We start from the raw sequence: 18814 nt of genomic DNA on the forward strand, positions 1-18814 counted from the left end.
GACTCCCCGCGCGCGGGGTCCGTCACTCGGTCACGCCGACCGGGTCGGTCCGGACGAAACGCATCGTCCAGTCGCCCGTGCCGTCGGGCCGCTGCCGCGCGTAGAGATGGTCGGCGGCGGGATCCGGCGCCGATTCCGGCCGGCGCAGCACCCACAGCCGGGGCGGTGCCCCGTCCGGGCCGGCCGGCAACGCCCGGACCAGATCGTCGGCCGGGCCACCGACGAAACGTACGGTCACCTCACTCATCGTGTGCTCCGCCTTCCGTTCGTCCGGTTCGTCGCCGTCCCGGCTCGCACGCTAACGCACCGGCCGCCGCCGGAGGCCGGTTTGCCCTGATCAACGACGGGGTACCGTGCCGGACGCCGCCACGTCAGGTGAGGCGCGGCACAGCAGCACGAGGACGAGGAGCGGTCCATGCGGACGCTGGACGGGCGATACCGGCTCGAACAGCGCATCGGCGTCGGCGGGATGTCCGAGGTCTGGCGGGCCCACGACTCGGTGCTCGACCGGCCGGTCGCGGTGAAACTGGTGTCGCCGGGTCAGCCGGACGGGGACGCCTCGGTCGAGCGGATCCGCGCCGAGGCCCGGTCGGCGGCCCGCCTGGTGCATCCCAACGTCGCCAGCGTGCACGACTTCGGCACCTGCGCCGGCCTGCCCGGACGCGAGCAGCCGTACATCGTGATGGAGCTGGCCGAGGGGTTGACGCTCGCCGCGCACCTGCGCGCCGGGCCGCTGGACTGGCAGATCGCCGTCCGGGTCTGCGCCGAGGTCAGCGCCGCGCTGGCCGCCGCACACGCCCACGGCATCGTGCACCGTGACGTCAAACCGGCGAACGTGATGCTCACCCCGTCCGGGGTGAAGGTGCTCGACTTCGGCATCGCCACCCCGAACGGCACCGCCGACTACGCCCCCGACGGCGTGGTGGTGGGTACGCCCGCGTACCTCGCCCCCGAGCAACTGCGTCAGGCGCCGGTCACCACGGCGGCCGACATGTACGCCCTCGGCGTGCTGCTCTACTGCTGCCTGGCCGGGCGGTTGCCGTACTCGGCGGACAGCGTCACCCAGTTGCTCGGGCCGCACGGACGGCAGCCACCGCGCCCCCTGCCCGAGGTCCCGGGCCTGCCCGCCGAGGTGGCCGACCTGTGCCGGCGCTGCCTCGCCGACGATCCCGCCCGGCGGCCGACCAGCCTGGTCACCGCCCTGCTGCTGGCCGAGGCGGTAGACGCCCGGGTGTACGTGCCGATGCACCAGCCCCTGCTGCCCCGTCAGCGCCCACCGGTGAGTCCGTGGACCGAGCGGGCGGCGTCCGAGGCCACCGAGGCCGCACCGCGTGTGCAGTGGAGCCGGCATCCCCGGTGAGTTTCACCCGATCGGGGTCGGGTAGCCGGGCGGGGAGCGACGGGAGGAACGTGATGAGTTCCTGGCTGAACGAGGTTGCCACGGCCACCGCCGAGGGCGGCCACATCCACACCGACGACGAGGCGCTCTCCACCGGCCTCGCCTCTCCGTTGGCGGCACACTGCAGCGGGCTCACCCCGTCGCAGCTGCTCGCCGCCGCCTTCGCCTCCTGCCTGCACCACGCGGCGGTCGAGGCGGCCGGGGGGATCACCGACGAGGCGCACACCGTACAGGTACGGGCGGAGGCCAGCCTCGGACGCGACGACGACGGCCGGTACCGGGCCGACGTGCACGCCTCGATCTCGTCGGTGGGCCTGACCCGCCAGCAGCTCACCGAGCTGGTGGAGCAGGCCGACCTGCTCTGGCCGTTCTCCAGCGCCGACGGCAGCCGGCACCGCCTCACGGTCACCCCGGCGGAGAACGGCCGGCACTGACCCCGCCAGGTCCAGCGGCCCGCGTCGCGGCCCCCGCCCTCTGCGCCGATCATGGCGTCATGGCACCCGGCCCGCCGATCACGCGTTGACGCACACTCGGCCGCCGATCATGGCGTCATGGCACCCGGTTCGTCCGCTTGTCGGGCTTTATGTCGTCGCCACAAGTCCATGATCGACGGGCACCCCGGACGCTGGGGGCGCCTGGGTACTCGGCGCCTAGGACAGTGGGGCGGGCGGGGGCGGTGGGGCGGGCGGGGCGGCTGGGGACGAGGGGGGCCGACCACCTGACCGCTGCGGACGCGATGGGCCCAGGCAGCCCTCCACCGTTCGGGGGAGGCGCGGTCGGGTCTCCATCGACGGCGGCGAGATCCCTTTTTCGTCCTATTCACACCGTAAAATCTGGCATTACGGGCACGACGGATAGGCGAGGTGCATCCGCTATCCGGTCAACCGGGCGGTATCGACCGGTGAACTGCGACGAATTGTGACGCACGCCACCAAGCGGGCTGATGGCAACGGGCCGAAGGCTTTCTAGCCTCGGCGGGTGCATCCCGACGACCCCATCGACCAGAAGCTGAACCCCGAGCGACCGGCGAGCCGTACGGCCGACGGAGCATCCTCCGAAAGGACGACCGGACGACACCGCCGCGTGGTGAACCCACGTCGTGGTGTCCGTGCCCGGCTGGCCTCCACCCCGGTCCGGGTGGCCCTCGCCACCGGCGTGACCTGCTGCCTCGGCGCGGCGGCGGTGGCGACGGCGACCCGGAACGACGACGAGCCACCCCGGGCCCGGGTCGCCGATGCGGTGGCCGAGCGCGCCCTGGCCGCCGAGGACGACCCCGCCTCCCGTTCCTTCGACCGCAGCCCCTCTCCCACGCCGCCCAGCCCGAGCCCCAGCGCGTCGCCGAGCGCCTCGCCGACGCCGAAGAAGACGACCTCCCCGAAGCCGAAGAGGACGACGCCCGCCCCGCCGGCGCGACCCAGGCCGGTCGCCGGACTGACCCAGGCGCAGATGGACAACGCCAAGGTGATCGTGGACGTCGGCGTGGACCTCAAGATCCCGCGGCAGGGCCTCGTCGTCGCCGTCGCCACCGCCATGCAGGAGAGCACGCTGCTCAACTACGCCAGCGGCGTGCTGCCCGAGTCGCAGAACTACCCGCACCAGGCGATCGGCTGGGACCACGACTCGGTCGGACTGTTCCAGCAGCGGCCCAGCAGCGGCTGGGGCACCGTACGCGACCTGATGCGGCCCGCCTACGCCTCACGTGCCTTCTACGAGGCGCTGGTGAAGGTGCCGGGCTGGCAGCAGATGAGCATGACGCTGGCCGCCCAGGCGGTGCAGATCTCCGCCTACCCGTACGCGTACGCGCAGCACGAGCAGCGGGCCGAGACGATCGTGGCGGCGCTGACCTGACGCGCCGTCGCCGGTCCGGCCCGTCCCTCGTGTCCGGCGGGGACGTCGGCCGGACCGGCGGAGACGGACCCGACCGCGACGTGACGTGTCAGACGCGCTTGGGCAGCACGACGACCCGGCCGAAGAACTCGTCGATGCGGTGCACGACGTCGTTGAAGTCGTCCAGGTCGATCGGCTTGGTGACGTACGCGTTGGCCTGCAGCGTGTAGCTGCTGATGATGTCGGTGTCGGCGTTCGAGGTGGTCAGCACGACGATCGGGATGGTCCGCAGGTCCTCGTCGTTCTTGACCTCGCCCAGCACCTGACGCCCGTCCATCCGGGGCATGTTCAGGTCGAGCAGGATGACGTCCGGCCGGTGCGCCCCGGTGTGCCGCCCCTCGCGACGCAGGAACTCCATCGCCTCCTGGCCGTCGCTGACCACGTCGATGACCTTGTCGACGGTCGAGGTGGCCAGTGCCTCCTCGATCATGAGCACGTCACCCGGATCGTCGTCGACGACGAGGATGTGTACCGGGTCAAGGGTGCGTGCGCCCATCGTTACCTGCCCTCAGGTCGGCGAGGGCGGGACCTCTCGGCCCCGCGCTGGCGGGAAATCTAGCCCATCCCCGGGCGGTCGGTGGCCGCCGGGTCGACGGCGTCAGCACCGTACCCCAGCACCTCGGCGAGACCCGTCACCGTCAGCACCCGCTGCACCCGGCCGGTGGCGCCGGTGACGCGCAACCAGCCGCCCTCGGCCGCCGCCCGGTTGTCTCCCCGGACGAAGACCGAGATGCCCGTCGAGTCGCAGAACGTGAGGTCTGTCAGGTCGACCAGCAGCCGGCGCTCACCGGCGTCGGCCAGCCGTTCGATGACGGCGGTGAGTTGCCCGGCGCTGCTCATGTCGAGTTCGCCGGCGAGCCGGAGGCGGGTCGGCCCGCCACCGAGACGCTCGGCGTACGTGACGGTGAACGTCACGGTGATCCCTCCCGCCGTCCAGAGACGGATGCTTGCAGTGGCGCAAGTATAGAGCCAGCCTGACAGCCGGCCGGATCCTACGCCTCGGCGGGTGCCGGACGGGCGCAGCGCGCCGCCACCACCGCGCGGCCCGACCGCAGGTATCCGGCGGCGCGGGGGAAGTCCTGCAGGACGCGGGCGTAGTGGCTCAGGACGGTGTCCACGGCGGACTCCGGCACCCCGCGACTGCCCAGCACGGCCGCCATCCACTCGACGAACTCGGTGAACAGCGTGTCGTCGTCGACGTAGAGCGCGGCGGCCAGGAAGTCCAGGACGTGGCCGAGGTCGCTGACCGTCGAGTCGGTCTGGGCCGGGGTGTAGTCCCGGGCCGCCGGATGTCGGTGCGCCAGATCGGCCAGCGCGCTGTCGATCAGCTCACCGCGCCGGGCGACCAGGGCGGCGTACTCGTCGTCGGCGAGGTGCGCCAGGCTGGCCGGTGGCGGCCCCGCCCGCAGCGCCCGCTCGTCGCCGAGCAGGCGTGCCGCGGTGGGTCCGTCGGGCGCCCACAGCACGCCCAGGCGCCGCGCCCAGCGGCCGTCCGTGCCGAAGCCCCGCCCGCCGACCACCACCGGCACGTCCGCGCGCTGGCATGCCTCCACCATGCGGTGGGCGTGCGGCAGCCGCATCGGCAGCGCGCACGCCAGCGCGACCGCGTCCGCGTCGTGGCGGTGCAGGTACGACACGAGGTGCGCGGCGGGCACGCTGGCCCCGAGGAAGGTCACCTGCCAGCCACGCAGCCGCAGCATCTCGGCGACCAGTCGCGCCGGCAGCGCGTGCCACTCGCCGTCCATGCAGGCCACCACGATCCGACCTCGGGTCGGCCGCACCTCGCGATACGCCGCGATCGCCCCCACTACCCGCTCGCTGATGTGGGTGGCGGCATGTTCCTGGGCCACGCTCCACTCGTTGCGGGCCCACCGCTCCCCCACCTCAGCCTGGGCCGGGGCGACCAGTTCGAGCAGCAGCCGTTCGGCCGGCACCCCACCGTCGAGCAGGCCCCGGGCCACCTCGATGGCGGCCGGCTCGTCGGCCTCGGCGAGACAGTGCAGGTAGTCCTCGTACGCGGCGGCGGAGAGGACACCTCTGGTCGCGGTGGTCACGACCCGGTCGTCCCTGCCCCGTCCCCAGGTGGGGTGGGCACCGCGTGCAGGTGCCGGTGCGAGCGCGGGCCGGCGCCGGTGGCGCGCAGCGCGAGCACCGCGATGTCGTCGTGGTCGCGGTGGGCCAGCCAGTCGCAGGTGACCTGCTCGATCCGCTCGGCCAGGGCGGGCGCGGGCATCCGCTGGCAGTCGGTCACCGCCTGCACCAGCCGGTCGGTGCCGAGCTGCTCGTCGCCGCGCCGTCCGCCGCGTGCCTCGGTCACCCCGTCGCTGTAGAGCAGACACGTCTCACCGGGGGCGAGCCGGACGGTGACCTGACCGACCCGCGGGTCCGGCACCACGCCGATGAGCATTCCGCGCAGCGGCAACTGCTCCACCTCGCCGGAGGCCCGCAGCACCAGCGGCGGCAGGTGCCCGCCACCGGCCAGCGTCAGCGACAGGCCGCCGTCGCGGTGCGGCCGGACCACGCCCAGCACCAGCGTGGCGAACCGGCCCTGTCCGTGCGCCAGGGTGGTCTCCAGCAGCGCGTCGTTGAGCAGCTGCAACAGGCGGGCCGGCTGCTGCTCGACCCGGTGCAGCGCGTGCAGGCACTGCCGTAGCTGGCCGGTGAAGACGGCCGCCTCCACACCCTTGCCGGAGACGTCGCCGAGGAAGAACACCGAGCCGCCGTCGGGCAGCCGGTGGGAGCCGTAGAAGTCGCCGCCGATGCGCAGCCCCGCCTGGGCGGGGCGGTACGCCGTGCCCCACTGCACGCCCGGTGCCTCCACCGGCTCCACCGGCAGCAGGCTGGACTGCAGGGTGTCGGCGACCTCCGCCTGTTCGCGATAGAGCAGCGCGGTGGTCAGGGCCGCACCGGCGCGGGCGGCGAACGCCCCGATCAGGTCGACGTCCTCCTCGGCGTACCAGTCGGTGGCCGCGCGGGCCACCAGCAGCACTCCGGCGGGCGCGTCCCGGCCGGGAAGCTGCACCAGGCGGGCGCAGACTTCGGCAGCGGCCGACCCGGGCAACCAGCCCGCCTCGACGGCCTGTTCGACGAGCCAGTCGACGGTGTGCGGCTGGACTCCCCGGAGGCTGTCGGCGACCGCCTGCGGCAGCTCGGTGACGGAGAGCACGCCCCGCTCCACCACCGGCGCGTCGTCGTCGGCGCGGCTGGCCCGCCACCAACGGGCCCGGCCGGAACGCGGCGCCAGCACCAGCACCGCCACCTCCGCCAGGGTGGGTACGGCGAGCCGGACCACCGCCGCGGCGGCCCGGTCCGGGTGCAGCGGGTTGCCCAGCTTCTCGCCGACCACGGCCAGGAAGGCGGACCTGGACCGCTCGGCCGCCAGCGCGTCGGCGCGGACGACACTCTCGCTGACGTCCTCCACGTACCAGCAGCTTCGACCGGCCGACAGCGGCACCCGGCGGGCCCGGAGTCGCCGGCCGTGGTGGACGAACTCGGTCGGATCGGCACGCAGTCCGTCGATCGTGCCGAGCGTGCCCCCGACGGCGATCTCCGGCAGGAGTCGCTCGGCGACGGGGCTCACGTGCCACACGGTGTCGTCGGGACCGCACACCACGAGTCCCTCACGGAGGTGCTCGACCACCTCGGGCCAGTCGGCTGCGGCGTGGGAGCGCTCCAGGGCGGAGAGGCCAGCGGTCGGGGACGCATCCGGGCGCCATGCCGAGACCCGGGCGACACGCGGCGGGGTAGACCGTCCGTCGCCGGGCTCGAGATCCCTGACGTCGGTACCCGTCACCAGCTCGGCCCTACTCCTGTCGATTTCCGCACCCGCGTTGCGCGGGGTGCACGGCGTTTCCCCACCCACCCTACGCTGCTCCCGCGCTACCGCCACCCGGCAGCGATCACGGCCGAGCGGCCCGCGCGGAACGCGTCGGCGGACGCGAGCGTGCCGGTCGCGCCCGGGAGGCGGTGCAGCTCAGGGATTGTTACGATCCGGGACGCCCCTGCCCGCCCACCCCCGCGGAAGGCTGATCGTTGCTGTCACACGGTCGGAGACCCGAGTCGACGCCCCTGAGCATGTCCGTCGACCGGGCCGATCCCCGAGCACCCGTCATCCGGGTCGGTGGAGACCTGGCCTACACCACGGCGGCCCCGCTCCGGGTGGAGATCGACCGGCTGCTGGGCACCGGGCCCGTCACGCTCGTGCTGGACTTCGCCGACCTCCAGTTCATCGACAGCACCGGGCTCAGCGTGATCGTGCACGCCTGGCGTGAGGGGCAGCAGCACGGCAGCACGGTCGAGCTGCGCGCGGTGCCGCGATTCCTGGAGACGATCCTCGACATGACCGGCGTCACCGGGCTGCTCGCCCGTCCGGTCGGCGGCGGTGGACCGGCGACCGGGTCCGAGGGCCAGCCGACCGTCACCGCGTAAAAGGCCATCACTGCGAAAATGCCGGTCTCCGGGAGAAACGCCGACCCCGCGACTTGCGTCAGACGCAGGGACTGGGAGCATGGAGGCATGTCCTCACCGCTGTTGGCCATCACGGTCAGCCGTCTCGACGCCGAGCGCGCCGAGCTACGGCTCACCGGTGATCTGGACTTCGACAGCGCACCCGACCTGATCGCCGCCGTCACGGAGCTGCACCGCTCCGGCTACCGGCAGCTCGTCATCGACCTCGCCGGGGTCGGCCTCTGCGACTCCTCCGGGCTGAGCGCCTTCGTGATGGCCCACCGCAGCGGCTCCGAGCCGATCCGGCTGGTCAACGTCAACCCGCCGCTACGTCAGCTGCTGGACCGCACCGGCCTGGCCGAGCTGCTGCAACTGCCGCCGGCCGTGGACGGCGACGGCATCACCGCGGTCGGCTGACCGCGCCGGACGCCGCCCGACAGGGGTGGCCCCCGACCCTGGGACCAGGGGCCGGGGGCCGGAACAGGGATCAGGGCGTCGGGACCGTACGGCTGACGGCGCGGTGCGGTGCGACGGCGGTCTCCGCGTCCTCGGGAGGTCCGGCCTCCGGCGGCTGGAACAGATACCGGACGAACTCCCCGTCCGTGCCGTCGTCCTCCGCCCCGGGCCACTGGCCGGCGCAGTCGACCCCGATCACCTCACGGCCGGTGCCGTCCGGCTCCTCCAGCAGCGCCCACAGCGTCACCGGGTAGCACCGGGTGTCCTCGGCGGTCAGCCGCCATCGCGCGTACCAGCCCGGTCGGGCGGGGACGATCTCGACAATCTGCTTCATCGGACCTTCCCTTCCGCGTGCCTCGGAAGTTCGTGCCTCACACCGGGTTGCCCGGCCACCCCGATCGTCCGGCCGGCGCGGGTGAGCGTCCCTCACCCCGGCCGGATGAAGCGCGCCGACCCGATCCGGAGTGGCCGTCTCGGGCGCCGGGCGATCGTTTCGTGCTCGGTGGCAACGGGAAGGCGTCGCGGGAGGCCCGACGAGAACCGACGGAAGCGAGGTGTCACCGTGCGCAAGCAGATGGAGGGCGACAACCAGCGCCGCCGCGCTCTGGCCCGGCAGGCCCGTGAGCGCGGCATGCAGGCCGCCGACACCGGCGCGAGCCTGAGCGCCTCCAAGCAGCTCACGCACCTGGAGCAGAGCAAGCGCGCCGGTCCACCGCCGGCCGGAAAGAGCCACAAACCGGACACGACGCGCGGTGGGCCCGCGCCCCCGCCGGCCGGGGTCGCCGCGAACCCTCGGCCCCGACCCGATCCGGGCACGAACGCCCCGGGAGTCACCAGCATGGGCTACCGCGAACTCGTCGAGGACGTCGTCCGGCGGTCCGGCGTCGACTTCCGTACCGCCAAGGTCGGGGTCGAGTCGACGGTGCTCGTGCTGGCCACGGCCCTGGAGGCCGGCGAACGCCAGCGCCTGCTGCGGGCGGTACCGGACTCGCTGCACGACGTCGTGCCCGTCGACGGCATCCGACGCCACCGGGACCTGTCCGGGTTCCTGTCCGAGGTGGGCCGGATCAGCGGACGCACCCCGGAGCAGGCCCGCTACCAGGCCGAGGCCACCCTGGCGGCGCTCGCCGAGCAGGACCGCGACCTGGTCGAGTCGCTGCACGTACCGGACGGGTTGCGCGACCTGCTGGAGCCGCCGGCAGCCGGCGGCGGTGTGGTCGGCACGAACGGCGGCACCCCGCCGCTCACCGACACGGAGCTACGCGACGCGCTGAGCGGGCTGCCCTACTGGTCCGGTAACAGCGACGCGCTGTCCCGGACGCTGGAGCTGCCTGCGGAGAACCTCGACCGGGTGCTCGACCGGCTCGACCTGCTCCGGGACGAGACCGGACGACGGCCGCGCATCGGCCGCGCCGGCCCCACCACGGCGGTGCTGACCGTCAGCAGCCGCAACGCCGGAGCGGTGACCGCGCTCGACGTCGACCTGGCCCACGCCGTCGACGACGCGATCGACGAGGCGGGCGCCGGAATGGCCGACGGCTGATCCCCGCCGCCGGGCCGGGTGGACGAGTTCCCCGGCCCGGCGGCCGGTCAGCGGGCGTGGCTCGGCAGCTCCGGCGACTCGCTCTCCAGCGGCACCGCGTCGGCGGGGATCAGACCCAGCTGCGCCGCCGAGCGGGGCAACGCGGCGTCGAGCAGCCAGTCCGCGCTGACCCGGGCCCGGTTGCCCGGCATGGCCAACAGGTGGTAGCCACGCGTCACGGCCTTCGCCGGCAGACCCGACAACGGCACCTTGAGCGGGTTCGCCGCCGCCTGCTTGCCGCCGAGGTCGACCACCCACCCGAGGTCGTGGTGCTTGTACGGCCGACGCCGCCCCTTCCCGTAGGAGGCGGCGATGTTGTGCGCGGCGAGTTTGCCCTGCCGCTGGGCGTGCTGGGCGGTCATCGTGCAGATCTCGCCGGGCCGGGTCAGGTCGGGCACGGCGGCGGCGTCACCACAGGCGAACACCTCGGGGAAGCCGGGCACGTTGAGATACTCGTCGACGACCAGCCGCCCCTTCTCGGTCCGCAGGCCCAGTTGCGCCACGAAGGGGTCGGGACGGACGCCGACGCACCAGATCAGCGAGCAGGTCGGCACGTACTCCCCGTCGGTGAGGGTGACCCCGTCGGAGGTGGCGACCGCCACCGAGGTGCCCATCCGCACGTCCACGCCACGTCGGCGCAGCACCCGGTCGGCGGTACGGGACATCCGCCGGTCCAACTCGGGCAGCACCCGGGGCGCGACGTCCAGCAGCATCCACTTCGGGCGGATCGGCAACCGGGGACGCTGGGCGGTCAACTCGTCGGTGAAGAGCTGCCCGTGTGCGGCCACCTCGGTCCCGGTGTAACCGGCGCCGACCACCACGAACGTGGCCCGCGCCCGCTGCTCGGCCGGGTCCTCGGCCTGCTCGGCCAACTCGATCTGACGGACCACGTGGTCGTGCAGGTAGAGCGCCTCGGGCAGGCCCCGGAACCCGTGCGCATACTCGGTCACCCCGGGAATGGGCAGCAGCTTGTTCACGCTGCCGACGGCGAGGATCAGCCGGTCGTACGCCAGCCGGTTGCGCTCGCCCTCGGGCTGGGTGAAGCCGACCCACCGGTTCTGCAGGTCGACATGGTCCGCCTCGCCGATGACCACCCGGACCCCGTTCAGCGTGCCGGTCAGCGGCACCGCGATCCGACCCGGCTCCACCACGCCGGCGGCCACCTCGGGCAGCAGCGGCAGATAGAGGAAGTAGTCGGTCGAGTTCAGCAGGACGATCTCGGCCCGGTCGCGGGCCAGCCGGCTCAGCGTCTTCGCCGCGTGGTACCCGGCGAAACCGGCCCCCACGATCACCACACGAGGCTTCGTCATTCCGGGCCCGTTCCCACCCCGCAGGCCGACAAACGTCGCCCCGCCGACCTATCGGCGCGACGTCCGGTCCGGCGGCATCGGGAACTGGAGGAACGTGGCGCCCCGCAGGTCCAGCCAGGCCCGGTCCGGCGCGCGGACCAGCCGCAGCATCACGTCCGCGCAGGCCGGACAGCGGGCCACCAGCCCCGGCGCGTGCGAGTAGACCCGCAGTCCGGCCATCGGGCCGGCGGTGCCGCAGTGGGCGCAGCGGCCGGTGGCCGTGCTCAGGTCCACCGCGAACACCTCCCCCAGCGGACCGTCGAGCATGTTCCCGTCCACGTACGGCAGGGCGGTCATCCGCGGCTCCTCTCAGCCGGTCGGGCCGAAACGTTCGGTGCGTACCTGTCGGGCCGGGTGACCCAGGCCGACGAGCAGGTCGGAGACGGTCTCCACGAAGCCGGTCGGTCCGCAGACGTAGACCAGCGGCGTCAGCTCCGGCGGCCACCCGTGCGTGTTGACGTCGGCGAGGCCGAGGCGGTGCGGCTCGCCCGACCAGCCGTCCGGAGCCTCGCGGGTGTAGACGTAGGCGACGTCCAGGCCCGCGTCGTCGCGGACCCGTCGCCGCAGTTCGTCGGCGTAGAACACGTCGGTGGGCGTGCGGACGGAGTAGATCAGCCGGAACGGGGTGCGGCTGCCGGCGGCCCGTCGGGCGCGGATCATCGCCATCAGCGGCACCACACCCGAACCACCGGCGACCAGCAGCACCGGGTCGGTCTGCGTGGGCCGCCAGACGAACCAGCCGCCGACCGGGCCCCGGACCTCGATCGGGTCACCCTCGCGGTAGCCGTCCACCAGGAACGGCGACACCTCGCCGTCGGGCACCCGCTGCACGGTGACCTCGATCCGGTCGCCGTCGGCCGGCGCGGCCAGCGAGTACGACCGGGCGGCCTGGTATCCGTCGGGTGCGGTCAGCCGCAGGTCGACGTGCTGTCCGGGTACGTGGGCGGTCCAGCCCGGCACCTGGAGCACCAGGGTGTGCGCGCTGGGCGTCTCGACCCGGCGGTGCACCAACCGGGCCGGCTGCCACCGCATCCGCCCGCTCAATCGCCCTGGTACCGCTGCTCACGCCACGGATCCCCGTAGTCGTGATAGCCGGCGGTCTCCCAGAAGCCGGGGGTGTCCTCCAGGCCCAGCCGGATGCCGCGCACCCACTTGGCGGACTTCCAGAAGTACAGATGCGGCACCAGCAGTCGGGCCGGACCGCCGTGCTCGGCGGGCAGCTCGGCGTCGTCGTACGTGTGCACCAGCCAGGCCCGACCGTCCATCAGGTCCTCCAGCGGCAGGTTGGTGCTGTAGCCGCCGTAGGAGTGGGCGAGGGCGTAGTCGGCGGCGGTGTCCACCCCGTCGAGCAGGGTGTCCAGCGAGACGCCCTGCCAGCTGGTGCCGAGCTTCGACCAGCGGGTGACGCAGTGGATGTCGACCGTCGGGGTCTCCTGCGGCAACGCCATCATCTCGGCCCAGGACCAGCGGTACTCCGCGCCGGTCTCGGTGGTGATCACGAATTCCCAGCTCTCGCGCGGCACCTTCGGTGTGGGGCCGGCGGAGAGCACGGGGAAGTCGGGTGTCAGGTACTGACCGGGTGGCAGGTCCGGCGCTTCGGAGCGTGGCCGGCCCTGGAAGCCGGGCGTGACGATACCCACCGCACAGTCGTACCACGCCCGGCTCCGCCATGGGGGCGGGTCACTTCCGTTCGGTGACGACCTCCTTGGAGCCCGGCACCACGTTGCGGGTGGCACGCAGGCTGGTGATCGTCACGACCGTCAGCACACCGATGATGACCAGCAACGACGCCACGGTCGGGATCTCCGGCACACCCTCCCAGATCCCGTGCGCCCAGTGCAGGCCCAGCTTGACGCCGATGAACGCCAGGATGATCGCCAGACCGTAGGTGAGGTGGACCAGGCGGCTGAGCGCGGCGTGCAGCACGAAGTAGAGCGCCCGCAGACCCAGCAGCGCGAAGGCGTTGGTGGCGAAGACGAGGTACGGGTCCTCGGTGATGCCGTAGACCGCCGGAACCGAGTCCACCGCGAAGACCACGTCGGTGGCGAAGACCGCCACCACCACCAGCGCGAGCGGCGTGAGGGCACGCCGTCCGTCGACCCGCACGGTCATCTTGGTGCCGTGGTACTCCTGGACCACCGGCATGAACCGACGCAGCAGCCGCACCGACCGCATGTTGCCGATGTCGACCGACTGCTCGTGCCCGGTGAACGCGTCGCGCAGCAGCTTCGCGGCGGTGAACAACAGGATCAACGCGAAGATCAGGAACGCGAAGTCCAGCGTCTGCAACGCCGCCGCGCCCAACGCGATGAAGATGCCCCGCAGCACCAGCGCGCCGGTGATGCCGAAGAGCAGCACCCGCTGCGCCAACTCGGTCGGCACCGCGAACGCCGCCAGCAGCAGCATGAAGACGAACAGGTTGTCCACCGACAGCGACTTCTCGACCAGGTAACCGGTCAGGTACTCGAAGCCCCGTTCCGAGCCGAACTCGGACCACACCCAGGCACCGAAGGCCAGCGGCAGCGCGATGTAGAAGGTCGACCAACCCAGTGCCTCCCGCAGGGACACCTCGTGGGGCTTGCGGGTCACCACGAAGTCGAGCACCAGCAGGGCCAGCACGCCCGCGATCGTCACCGCCCAGAGAGTGGGCGTACCCACCGACTGCAAACCGGCAGCAGCGTAGGACAATTCGGACATTGGGCCTCCTCGAACACCGTGTCATGTTCGAGGTCTCCTTCACCCACGTTTCGTGGGCAACCACCCGAGGCACACCCGGGGTGCGCCGTACTGACCGGTATGGTTCGTGGGAAGTACTCCCCTCGTACCGCCAAGGTTAGGACAGCCCGATCCGACCCGCCAGACGGGGGCTCCTGTCGGCGTGTACCGCGTCCGACCAGGCCGGAACCCGGAGTGACGATGCCGGTACCGGACCCGGACCCGAGCGCCTATCGTGATGGCGGTGACCGCAGAGCAGGCGGCCGGCCCGCTGGCCGGAGTACGCGTGGTCGAGCTGGCCGGGATCGGCCCCGGCCCCTTCGCCGCGATGATGCTGGCCGATCTCGGAGCGGACGTGATCCGGGTGGACCGGCTCACCGACGTGGACCCCTCGGCCTTCGGCACCGCCCACCCGGACCTGCTCAACCGAGGTCGACGCTCGGTCGGCGTGGACCTCAAGTCCGCCGGCGGACGTGAGGCGGTGCTCGCCCTGGCGCAGAGCGCGGACGCGCTAATCGAGGGGTTCCGACCCGGGGTGACCGAGCGCCTCGGTCTCGGGCCGGCCGACTGCCACGCGCTCAACCCGAAGCTGGTGTACGGCCGGATGACCGGCTGGGGGCAGGACGGCCCGAGCGCCCCGTACGCCGGACACGACATCGACTACCTCGCGTTGACCGGCGCGCTGCACGGCATCGGGCGGGCGGACGAGCGGCCGGTGCCCCCACTCAACCTGCTGGGCGACTTCGGCGGCGGCGGGATGATGCTGGCCCTGGGCGTGGTCTCCGCCCTCTACGCGGTACGCGGCGGCGCCACCGGCCAGGTGATCGACGCGGCCATCGTGGACGGCGTGGCGGTGCTCGGCACGCAGATCCACGCGTTGCGGAGGCTCGGCCGCTGGCAGGACCCGCGCGGCGTCAACCTGCTCGACGGCGGCGCGCCGTTCTACGACACCTACGAGTGCGCCGACGGGCGCCACGTGGCGGTCGGCGCCCTGGAGCCGCGCTTCTACGAGGAACTGGTCCGCCGCACCGGGTTCCCACTGCCGGGCGACGAGGCACCGGACCGGACCGACCCGGCGCACTGGCCGGCGTTGCGCGCCGCCTGGGCGCGGCTGTTCCGGACCCGTACCCGGGACGAGTGGGCGGCCCTGCTCACCGCCTCCGACGCCTGCGTCGCGCCGGTGCTGGACTGGGCCGAGGCGCCGGAGCACCCGCACCTGGTGGCGCGGGACACGTTCGTGGTGCGGGACGGCGTGGTGCAACCGGCACCGGCCCCCCGTTTCTCCGGCACCCCCACCTCGGTACGCCGACCGCCGCCCTGGCCGGGCGAGCACACCGACGAGGTCCTCGCCGAGATCGGCTACGGACCGGAACGGGTGGCCGCCCTGCGGGCCGACGGGGCGGTGGGCTGAGTCAGCGGCGTCGCAGGGTCGCGCCGGGTGCCAGCGCGGGCTCGACCATGTCGCGATAGTCGCGGGGAAGCTGGACCATCAGCGTCTCGAACTCACCGGCCAGCGCCTCGCGCAGTGCGGTGAAGACCGCGCGGACCCCGCCTCGGGCCGCCGACGTCTGCACCCCGAGGCGGAACGCCACCCGGGCGGCGAACTCGTCGGCGTCGAAACGCTGGGCCGCCTCACCGTCGGGTGTCGTCCGCATCGACTGGCGCAGCGGCGCCGGCAGTTGCAGAGACAGGTCCAGGGCCTCCCCGCCGGTCAGCCGCTCGGCCAGCGTGGCCAGCGTCGCCCGGGTCAGGTCCACCGCCCGCTCCGGCGTCGTACCGGCCCGCCGGGCGACCTGGTCGACGAACGTGTCGTAGTCCATCGCGTACCCCCTCGGGCGGCGGTTACCCGGCGGAGCGGGTCGGAAACGGCGGCCCGTGGCGGGGCGTGACGGCAGCCGGGGTGGGTAACCGCGGCCGGTCGTGGCCGGATCGAAGCCGGGAGGAGCCGAATCCATGGCGAGTTACGCCGACGTCCTGCAGTACCTGTCCCGCCTGGACTACCCCGCCGACAAGGACGAGGTGGTACGCGAGGCCGAACGCGAGGGGGCACCGCCGGACGTGGTGCAGGCCCTGCGCGCGCTGCCGCCGGTGGACTACGCGAACAGCACCGAGGTGGCGCGTTCCGCCCACATCGACGCGAGCGAGGAGGCCGACGACGCCCAGCGCGGCGCGGCCGGACGGGACAAGCGTCACCAGCGGGTGTCGCAGCACCTGCGCAGCATCTGATCGGTCGGTCGACGGGCGATCGCCCGGACCGCCTGTCGGCAGGTCGGGGTCACGGCACCCGACAGGACTCCGACAGGCGGGCGCCCCGGCCGCGAACCGCGACCGGGGGCGCCGCTACGTAATCGCCTGCCCTGTTAGCACGGCGAACCCGAACCGGGTCGCCATGACCAGACGGCGACAACCACCCGAACCGGGCGGCTGTTACTGCGACTACCTTACCGCACGCCATCAGCCGAACGGACAGGGGGTGCCGGACGAAGGTATTTCATCCGGTTTGTTCGGGCGCCGCCGGTCAGTTCCGGAAGCCGCCGGAGCGGTCGCGGGCCTTGAGCCGGACCGTGGGCAGCGCCGGGGCGGGCAGCGGCGGGTCGGGGTCGTCGGCGACCGTACCGAAGCGCCGACCGGCCATCCAGTCCTCCCGGGCGTCGGCGATCTCCTCGTGGCTGCGGCCGACGAAGTTCCACCACATCACCAGCGGCTCCTCGAACGGCGTCCCGCCGAGCAGCATCAGCCGGGCACCCGGCCCACCGCGCACGGTCAGGGTGTCCCGCCCGGCGCCGAGCCAGAGCAGTGCCCCCGGCTCCAGCGCCACGTCGTCCACCTCGGCGGCGCCGTCGAGCGCCAGCAGCGCGTACTCGAAGTCGCGACGCAACGGCAGTGCGGCCGGACCCGCACCGCTCAGGTCGAGCTGCGCGCCGAGCAGCGGGGTGTGCACCCGGGCCGGCGAGACCTCGCCGCCGAGGTCACCGACGAGCAGGGTGACGTCCAGGTCGCCGTCGCGCCACCGGGGCAACTCGGCGTGGTGGGCGAAGTCGGCCGCGCCGGCGCGGGCCGGGTCCGGCAGCGCCACCCAGAGCTGCACGCCGTGCATCAGCGGCGGATGGGCGGCCGGGGACCGCTCGGAGTGCGCGATGCCGTGCCCGGAGGTCATCACGTTGAGCTGCCCGGGTCGGATCGGCTGCACGTTGCCGAGGCTGTCGCGGTGCAGGATCTCGCCGTCGAGCAGCCAGGTCACGGTCTGCAGCCCGGTGTGTGGATGCGGCGGCACCTCCATGCCCGGGCGCTGCGCCACGTCGTCCGGACCGAAGTGGTCCACGAAGCACCAGGCGCCGACCATCCGGCGGGTGCGTTGCGGAAGCAGCCGACGCACCGTCGTGTAGCGCCCCAGCGGCACGTCGTGGCCGGGCAACAGGACGCTGCCGGGGTCGACGGTGGCCACACCGGGCGGTCGGGTCTGCGCGGGCATCGACTCGGCACGTTCCACCATCCGACTGTACGCCCGCGCGCCGGACCCGCTCAGCCTCCGCGTACGGTCACCCGGTTCGCGCCCGCCACCAGGTCGAGGAAGATCCGGTCGGCGGCCCGGTCCCAGCCCGGCGACCCGAGCACCGTCTGCGGGGCGACCCCGTCGAGGCGCTCGTCGTACACGGCGATCGCTCCGGCTCCGGCGACCGACCGGACGCGGACCGGAACGCCGCCGACCACGGTGACGTCGAACCGGTTGACCCCGCCGGTGACCCGCACCACGACCAGCCCCTCCACGGCGGGCAGCCGCAGCGTGGTCCGGGTCGCGCCACCGGCCAGTTCCAGGCCGCCCAGGCGGGCGGCGGCGAGGTCCAGCCGCCGTTCGGTGCTCCCACCGGTGAGCGCCACCTGCCAGCTCACCCGGGCGTTGAGCAGCACCTCGACCTCGCCCGGACCCGCACCGTCGCGGGTCAGCCGCAGCCGCACCCGGTCGCCGACCAGTTCCGGGAGGAGCCGGGTGACCGACTCGGCCGGGGTGATGATCCGGTACAGCTCCTCCCCCAGGTCCGTCACCCGCAGGTCGAACCGGGTCACGTCGTCGACCAGTTCGAAGGTGGCCCGCCGACGGCCGTCCAGCGGCGCGGTCTCGACCTGCTCGGGGCGCTGCGCCGCCGCCTGCGCCGCGCCACCCAGTCCGCTGGTGCCCTCGGGGGCGGCGGTGACCTCCGGCAGGTCGCCGGAGAAGACCCGACCGAGCCGGTGCGGGTCGGAGAGGATCACCACCACGGCGGTCGCGCCCAGCCCCAGCATCAGCACCGCGGCGGCGGCGAGCAGCCGCGCCCCGGCCGACCATGTCGGTCGTCCGTCCCCGGGCTCGTCCCGGATCTCGGGCTCGTCCTCACCCACGGTCGCGTCGTCACCCACGGTCACGTCGTCCGCGTCTCGCGGTTCGTCACCGACAGTTGCCGGTGGTGCCGGCACCGCGTCCTCCGACCCCCGACCCGAGGGTGTCAGGCGGTACGCCTCGTGCTCCGACTCGGCCATGCCACGTCCCCTTCCACGGTCCCCTACCAGCAGGTACGCGCCAGGGAGCGGGTCGGATCAGTCAACTCGGGGACGAACCTCCCCCTCGACCGGTGCGCCCAGCCGACCGGCGACCTTGTCGGCGCACCCGCCGAGGACCTCGCGGGCGTCCAGACCCAGGCTCTCGATGGCGACCAACGCGGTGAACGCCACGTCGGCCAGCTCCGCCGCCACGTCCGCCCGGGTGTGCGTGACCCCCTTGCGCGGGTTCTGGCCGAGGAACCCGATCCAGGCGCCCGCCACCTCACCCGCCTCCTCGGTGAGCTTGAGCATCCGGCAGGTCAGCTCCGCCTCACCGGTGCCGTTTGTCACGTCCAGCCAGTCACGCGCAGTGCGTACAGTCGTCCAGATCGTCTCGTCCACGCTGCCAGTGAACCGGACAGTGGTCACCATCCGTATCCGGGGGCACCGCGTGACGGGGCGACA

The 18814-nt window shown here is 73.2% G+C and carries 23 protein-coding genes; 8 read left to right on the forward strand and 15 right to left on the reverse strand.

Features of this window, described 5'->3' with window-relative positions; genetic code table 11:
* Positions 1–22: 22 nt before the first annotated feature.
* The gene (locus ACFYTT_RS25395) at positions 23–247 is read right to left on the reverse strand and encodes a hypothetical protein (protein ID WP_131055452.1); all 225 of its coding nucleotides are present in this window, start codon (positions 245–247) and stop codon (positions 23–25) included.
* A 168-nt stretch (positions 248–415) separates the two neighbouring features.
* On the opposite strand from ACFYTT_RS25395, the gene ACFYTT_RS25400 reads away from it, so the two are divergent.
* The 3 genes from ACFYTT_RS25400 (at position 416) to ACFYTT_RS25410 (ending at position 3247) form a co-directional block, all read left to right on the forward strand.
* Positions 416–1360: a serine/threonine-protein kinase gene (locus tag ACFYTT_RS25400; protein ID WP_131055458.1), complete on the forward strand. Its 945-nt coding sequence runs from the start codon at positions 416–418 to the stop codon at positions 1358–1360.
* A 53-nt stretch (positions 1361–1413) separates the two neighbouring features.
* Complete coding sequence (locus ACFYTT_RS25405; RefSeq protein WP_131055450.1) at positions 1414–1833, forward strand: OsmC family protein; 420 nt, start codon at positions 1414–1416, stop codon at positions 1831–1833.
* Positions 1834–2377: 544 nt separating this feature from the next.
* Entirely contained in the window at positions 2378–3247 is an 870-nt protein-coding gene (locus ACFYTT_RS25410) for a hypothetical protein (RefSeq protein ID WP_176094359.1), read from the forward strand.
* 88 nt (positions 3248–3335) lie between these two features.
* On the opposite strand, the gene ACFYTT_RS25415 is transcribed toward ACFYTT_RS25410, so the two are convergent.
* The 4 genes from ACFYTT_RS25415 to ACFYTT_RS25430 all read right to left on the reverse strand — a co-directional run bounded on the left by ACFYTT_RS25415 (position 3336) and on the right by ACFYTT_RS25430 (position 6866).
* Positions 3336–3782, reverse strand: a complete 447-nt coding sequence (locus tag ACFYTT_RS25415) for a response regulator (RefSeq protein ID WP_131057747.1) — start codon at positions 3780–3782, stop codon at positions 3336–3338.
* A 59-nt stretch (positions 3783–3841) separates the two neighbouring features.
* Entirely contained in the window at positions 3842–4201 is a 360-nt protein-coding gene (locus ACFYTT_RS25420) for an STAS domain-containing protein (protein ID WP_131057746.1), read from the reverse strand.
* Positions 4202–4278: 77 nt separating this feature from the next.
* Complete coding sequence (locus ACFYTT_RS25425) at positions 4279–5340, reverse strand: B12-binding domain-containing protein (RefSeq protein ID WP_387262845.1); 1062 nt, start codon at positions 5338–5340, stop codon at positions 4279–4281.
* Entirely contained in the window at positions 5337–6866 is a 1530-nt protein-coding gene (locus tag ACFYTT_RS25430) for a PP2C family protein-serine/threonine phosphatase (protein ID WP_387262848.1), read from the reverse strand. Before ACFYTT_RS25430 ends, ACFYTT_RS25425 begins: the two co-directional genes overlap by 4 nt.
* A gap of 494 nt (positions 6867–7360) precedes the next feature.
* On the opposite strand from ACFYTT_RS25430, the gene ACFYTT_RS25435 reads away from it, so the two are divergent.
* A complete protein-coding gene (locus ACFYTT_RS25435) occupies positions 7361–7714 on the forward strand; it encodes an STAS domain-containing protein (protein ID WP_131057319.1) in 354 nt (117 codons plus the stop codon).
* A gap of 87 nt (positions 7715–7801) precedes the next feature.
* A complete protein-coding gene (locus ACFYTT_RS25440; protein ID WP_131057321.1) occupies positions 7802–8149 on the forward strand; it encodes an STAS domain-containing protein in 348 nt (115 codons plus the stop codon).
* A gap of 70 nt (positions 8150–8219) precedes the next feature.
* Here the strand turns inward: ACFYTT_RS25440 and ACFYTT_RS25445 are convergent, their stop codons facing one another.
* Positions 8220–8522: a hypothetical protein gene (locus ACFYTT_RS25445; protein ID WP_131057323.1), complete on the reverse strand. Its 303-nt coding sequence runs from the start codon at positions 8520–8522 to the stop codon at positions 8220–8222.
* 228 nt (positions 8523–8750) lie between these two features.
* Here ACFYTT_RS25445 and ACFYTT_RS25450 point away from each other — a divergent pair, with 228 nt between their 5' ends.
* Positions 8751–9731: a 4a-hydroxytetrahydrobiopterin dehydratase gene (locus ACFYTT_RS25450; protein ID WP_387262852.1), complete on the forward strand. Its 981-nt coding sequence runs from the start codon at positions 8751–8753 to the stop codon at positions 9729–9731.
* 47 nt (positions 9732–9778) lie between these two features.
* Here ACFYTT_RS25450 and ACFYTT_RS25455 read toward each other — a convergent pair whose 3' ends face one another.
* From ACFYTT_RS25455 to ACFYTT_RS25475, 5 genes are read right to left on the reverse strand one after another with little or no spacing between them, the layout of a single operon-like run.
* The gene (locus ACFYTT_RS25455) at positions 9779–11080 is read right to left on the reverse strand and encodes an NAD(P)/FAD-dependent oxidoreductase (RefSeq protein ID WP_176094364.1); all 1302 of its coding nucleotides are present in this window, start codon (positions 11078–11080) and stop codon (positions 9779–9781) included.
* Positions 11081–11128: 48 nt separating this feature from the next.
* Positions 11129–11416, reverse strand: a complete 288-nt coding sequence (locus ACFYTT_RS25460; protein WP_131055054.1) for a DUF6510 family protein — start codon at positions 11414–11416, stop codon at positions 11129–11131.
* Between the two features lie 12 nt (positions 11417–11428).
* Positions 11429–12151 carry a ferredoxin reductase gene (locus ACFYTT_RS25465; protein ID WP_131055056.1) on the reverse strand — a complete coding sequence of 241 codons (723 nt, stop codon included), beginning with the start codon at positions 12149–12151 and terminating at the stop codon, positions 11429–11431.
* An 8-nt stretch (positions 12152–12159) separates the two neighbouring features.
* Positions 12160–12759, reverse strand: a complete 600-nt coding sequence (locus tag ACFYTT_RS25470; protein ID WP_176094366.1) for a sulfite oxidase-like oxidoreductase — start codon at positions 12757–12759, stop codon at positions 12160–12162.
* Between the two features lie 40 nt (positions 12760–12799).
* A complete protein-coding gene (locus tag ACFYTT_RS25475; protein ID WP_131055065.1) occupies positions 12800–13816 on the reverse strand; it encodes a TerC/Alx family metal homeostasis membrane protein in 1017 nt (338 codons plus the stop codon).
* Positions 13817–14072: 256 nt separating this feature from the next.
* Between ACFYTT_RS25475 and ACFYTT_RS25480 the strand changes: the two genes are divergently transcribed.
* A complete protein-coding gene (locus ACFYTT_RS25480) occupies positions 14073–15245 on the forward strand; it encodes a CaiB/BaiF CoA transferase family protein (RefSeq protein ID WP_387262855.1) in 1173 nt (390 codons plus the stop codon).
* 1 nt (position 15246) lies between these two features.
* Here the strand turns inward: ACFYTT_RS25480 and ACFYTT_RS25485 are convergent, their stop codons facing one another.
* Entirely contained in the window at positions 15247–15654 is a 408-nt protein-coding gene (locus ACFYTT_RS25485) for a DUF2267 domain-containing protein (RefSeq protein ID WP_131055070.1), read from the reverse strand.
* Positions 15655–15787: 133 nt separating this feature from the next.
* Here ACFYTT_RS25485 and ACFYTT_RS25490 point away from each other — a divergent pair, with 133 nt between their 5' ends.
* Entirely contained in the window at positions 15788–16060 is a 273-nt protein-coding gene (locus tag ACFYTT_RS25490) for a DUF2795 domain-containing protein (protein WP_131055072.1), read from the forward strand.
* 292 nt (positions 16061–16352) lie between these two features.
* Here the strand turns inward: ACFYTT_RS25490 and ACFYTT_RS25495 are convergent, their stop codons facing one another.
* Genes ACFYTT_RS25495 through ACFYTT_RS25505 form a run of 3 tightly spaced genes read right to left on the reverse strand, consistent with a single transcriptional unit; the run spans position 16353 to position 18751 of the window.
* The gene (locus ACFYTT_RS25495) at positions 16353–17324 is read right to left on the reverse strand and encodes a pirin family protein (protein WP_387262858.1); all 972 of its coding nucleotides are present in this window, start codon (positions 17322–17324) and stop codon (positions 16353–16355) included.
* Positions 17325–17356: 32 nt separating this feature from the next.
* Positions 17357–18349: a hypothetical protein gene (locus ACFYTT_RS25500; RefSeq protein WP_387262861.1), complete on the reverse strand. Its 993-nt coding sequence runs from the start codon at positions 18347–18349 to the stop codon at positions 17357–17359.
* Between the two features lie 57 nt (positions 18350–18406).
* Entirely contained in the window at positions 18407–18751 is a 345-nt protein-coding gene (locus tag ACFYTT_RS25505; RefSeq protein WP_131057275.1) for a MazG-like family protein, read from the reverse strand.
* Positions 18752–18814: the final 63 nt, after the last annotated feature.

This window comes from Micromonospora sp. NPDC003816, from assembly GCF_042874705.1.
Lineage (GTDB): Bacteria > Actinomycetota > Actinomycetes > Mycobacteriales > Micromonosporaceae > Micromonospora.

What these genes read in the sequence shown, in the direction of transcription:
- ACFYTT_RS25405 (WP_131055450.1), top strand. Translation starts at nt 1,414, where the DNA reads ATGAGTTCCTGGCTGAACGAGGTTGCCACGGCCACCGCCGAGGGCGGC.
- ACFYTT_RS25460 (WP_131055054.1), bottom strand. Translation starts at nt 11,416, where the DNA reads ATGACCGCCCTGCCGTACGTGGACGGGAACATGCTCGACGGTCCGCTG.
- ACFYTT_RS25475 (WP_131055065.1), bottom strand. Translation starts at nt 13,816, where the DNA reads ATGTCCGAATTGTCCTACGCTGCTGCCGGTTTGCAGTCGGTGGGTACG.
- ACFYTT_RS25465 (WP_131055056.1), bottom strand. Translation starts at nt 12,151, where the DNA reads ATGCGGTGGCAGCCGGCCCGGTTGGTGCACCGCCGGGTCGAGACGCCC.
- ACFYTT_RS25500 (WP_387262861.1), bottom strand. Translation starts at nt 18,349, where the DNA reads ATGGCCGAGTCGGAGCACGAGGCGTACCGCCTGACACCCTCGGGTCGG.
- ACFYTT_RS25455 (WP_176094364.1), bottom strand. Translation starts at nt 11,080, where the DNA reads ATGACGAAGCCTCGTGTGGTGATCGTGGGGGCCGGTTTCGCCGGGTAC.
- ACFYTT_RS25400 (WP_131055458.1), top strand. Translation starts at nt 416, where the DNA reads ATGCGGACGCTGGACGGGCGATACCGGCTCGAACAGCGCATCGGCGTC.
- ACFYTT_RS25445 (WP_131057323.1), bottom strand. Translation starts at nt 8,522, where the DNA reads ATGAAGCAGATTGTCGAGATCGTCCCCGCCCGACCGGGCTGGTACGCG.
- ACFYTT_RS25485 (WP_131055070.1), bottom strand. Translation starts at nt 15,654, where the DNA reads ATGGACTACGACACGTTCGTCGACCAGGTCGCCCGGCGGGCCGGTACG.
- ACFYTT_RS25395 (WP_131055452.1), bottom strand. Translation starts at nt 247, where the DNA reads ATGAGTGAGGTGACCGTACGTTTCGTCGGTGGCCCGGCCGACGATCTG.
- ACFYTT_RS25480 (WP_387262855.1), top strand. Translation starts at nt 14,073, where the DNA reads ATGGCGGTGACCGCAGAGCAGGCGGCCGGCCCGCTGGCCGGAGTACGC.
- ACFYTT_RS25415 (WP_131057747.1), bottom strand. Translation starts at nt 3,782, where the DNA reads ATGGGCGCACGCACCCTTGACCCGGTACACATCCTCGTCGTCGACGAC.
- ACFYTT_RS25440 (WP_131057321.1), top strand. Translation starts at nt 7,802, where the DNA reads ATGTCCTCACCGCTGTTGGCCATCACGGTCAGCCGTCTCGACGCCGAG.
- ACFYTT_RS25435 (WP_131057319.1), top strand. Translation starts at nt 7,361, where the DNA reads ATGTCCGTCGACCGGGCCGATCCCCGAGCACCCGTCATCCGGGTCGGT.
- ACFYTT_RS25490 (WP_131055072.1), top strand. Translation starts at nt 15,788, where the DNA reads ATGGCGAGTTACGCCGACGTCCTGCAGTACCTGTCCCGCCTGGACTAC.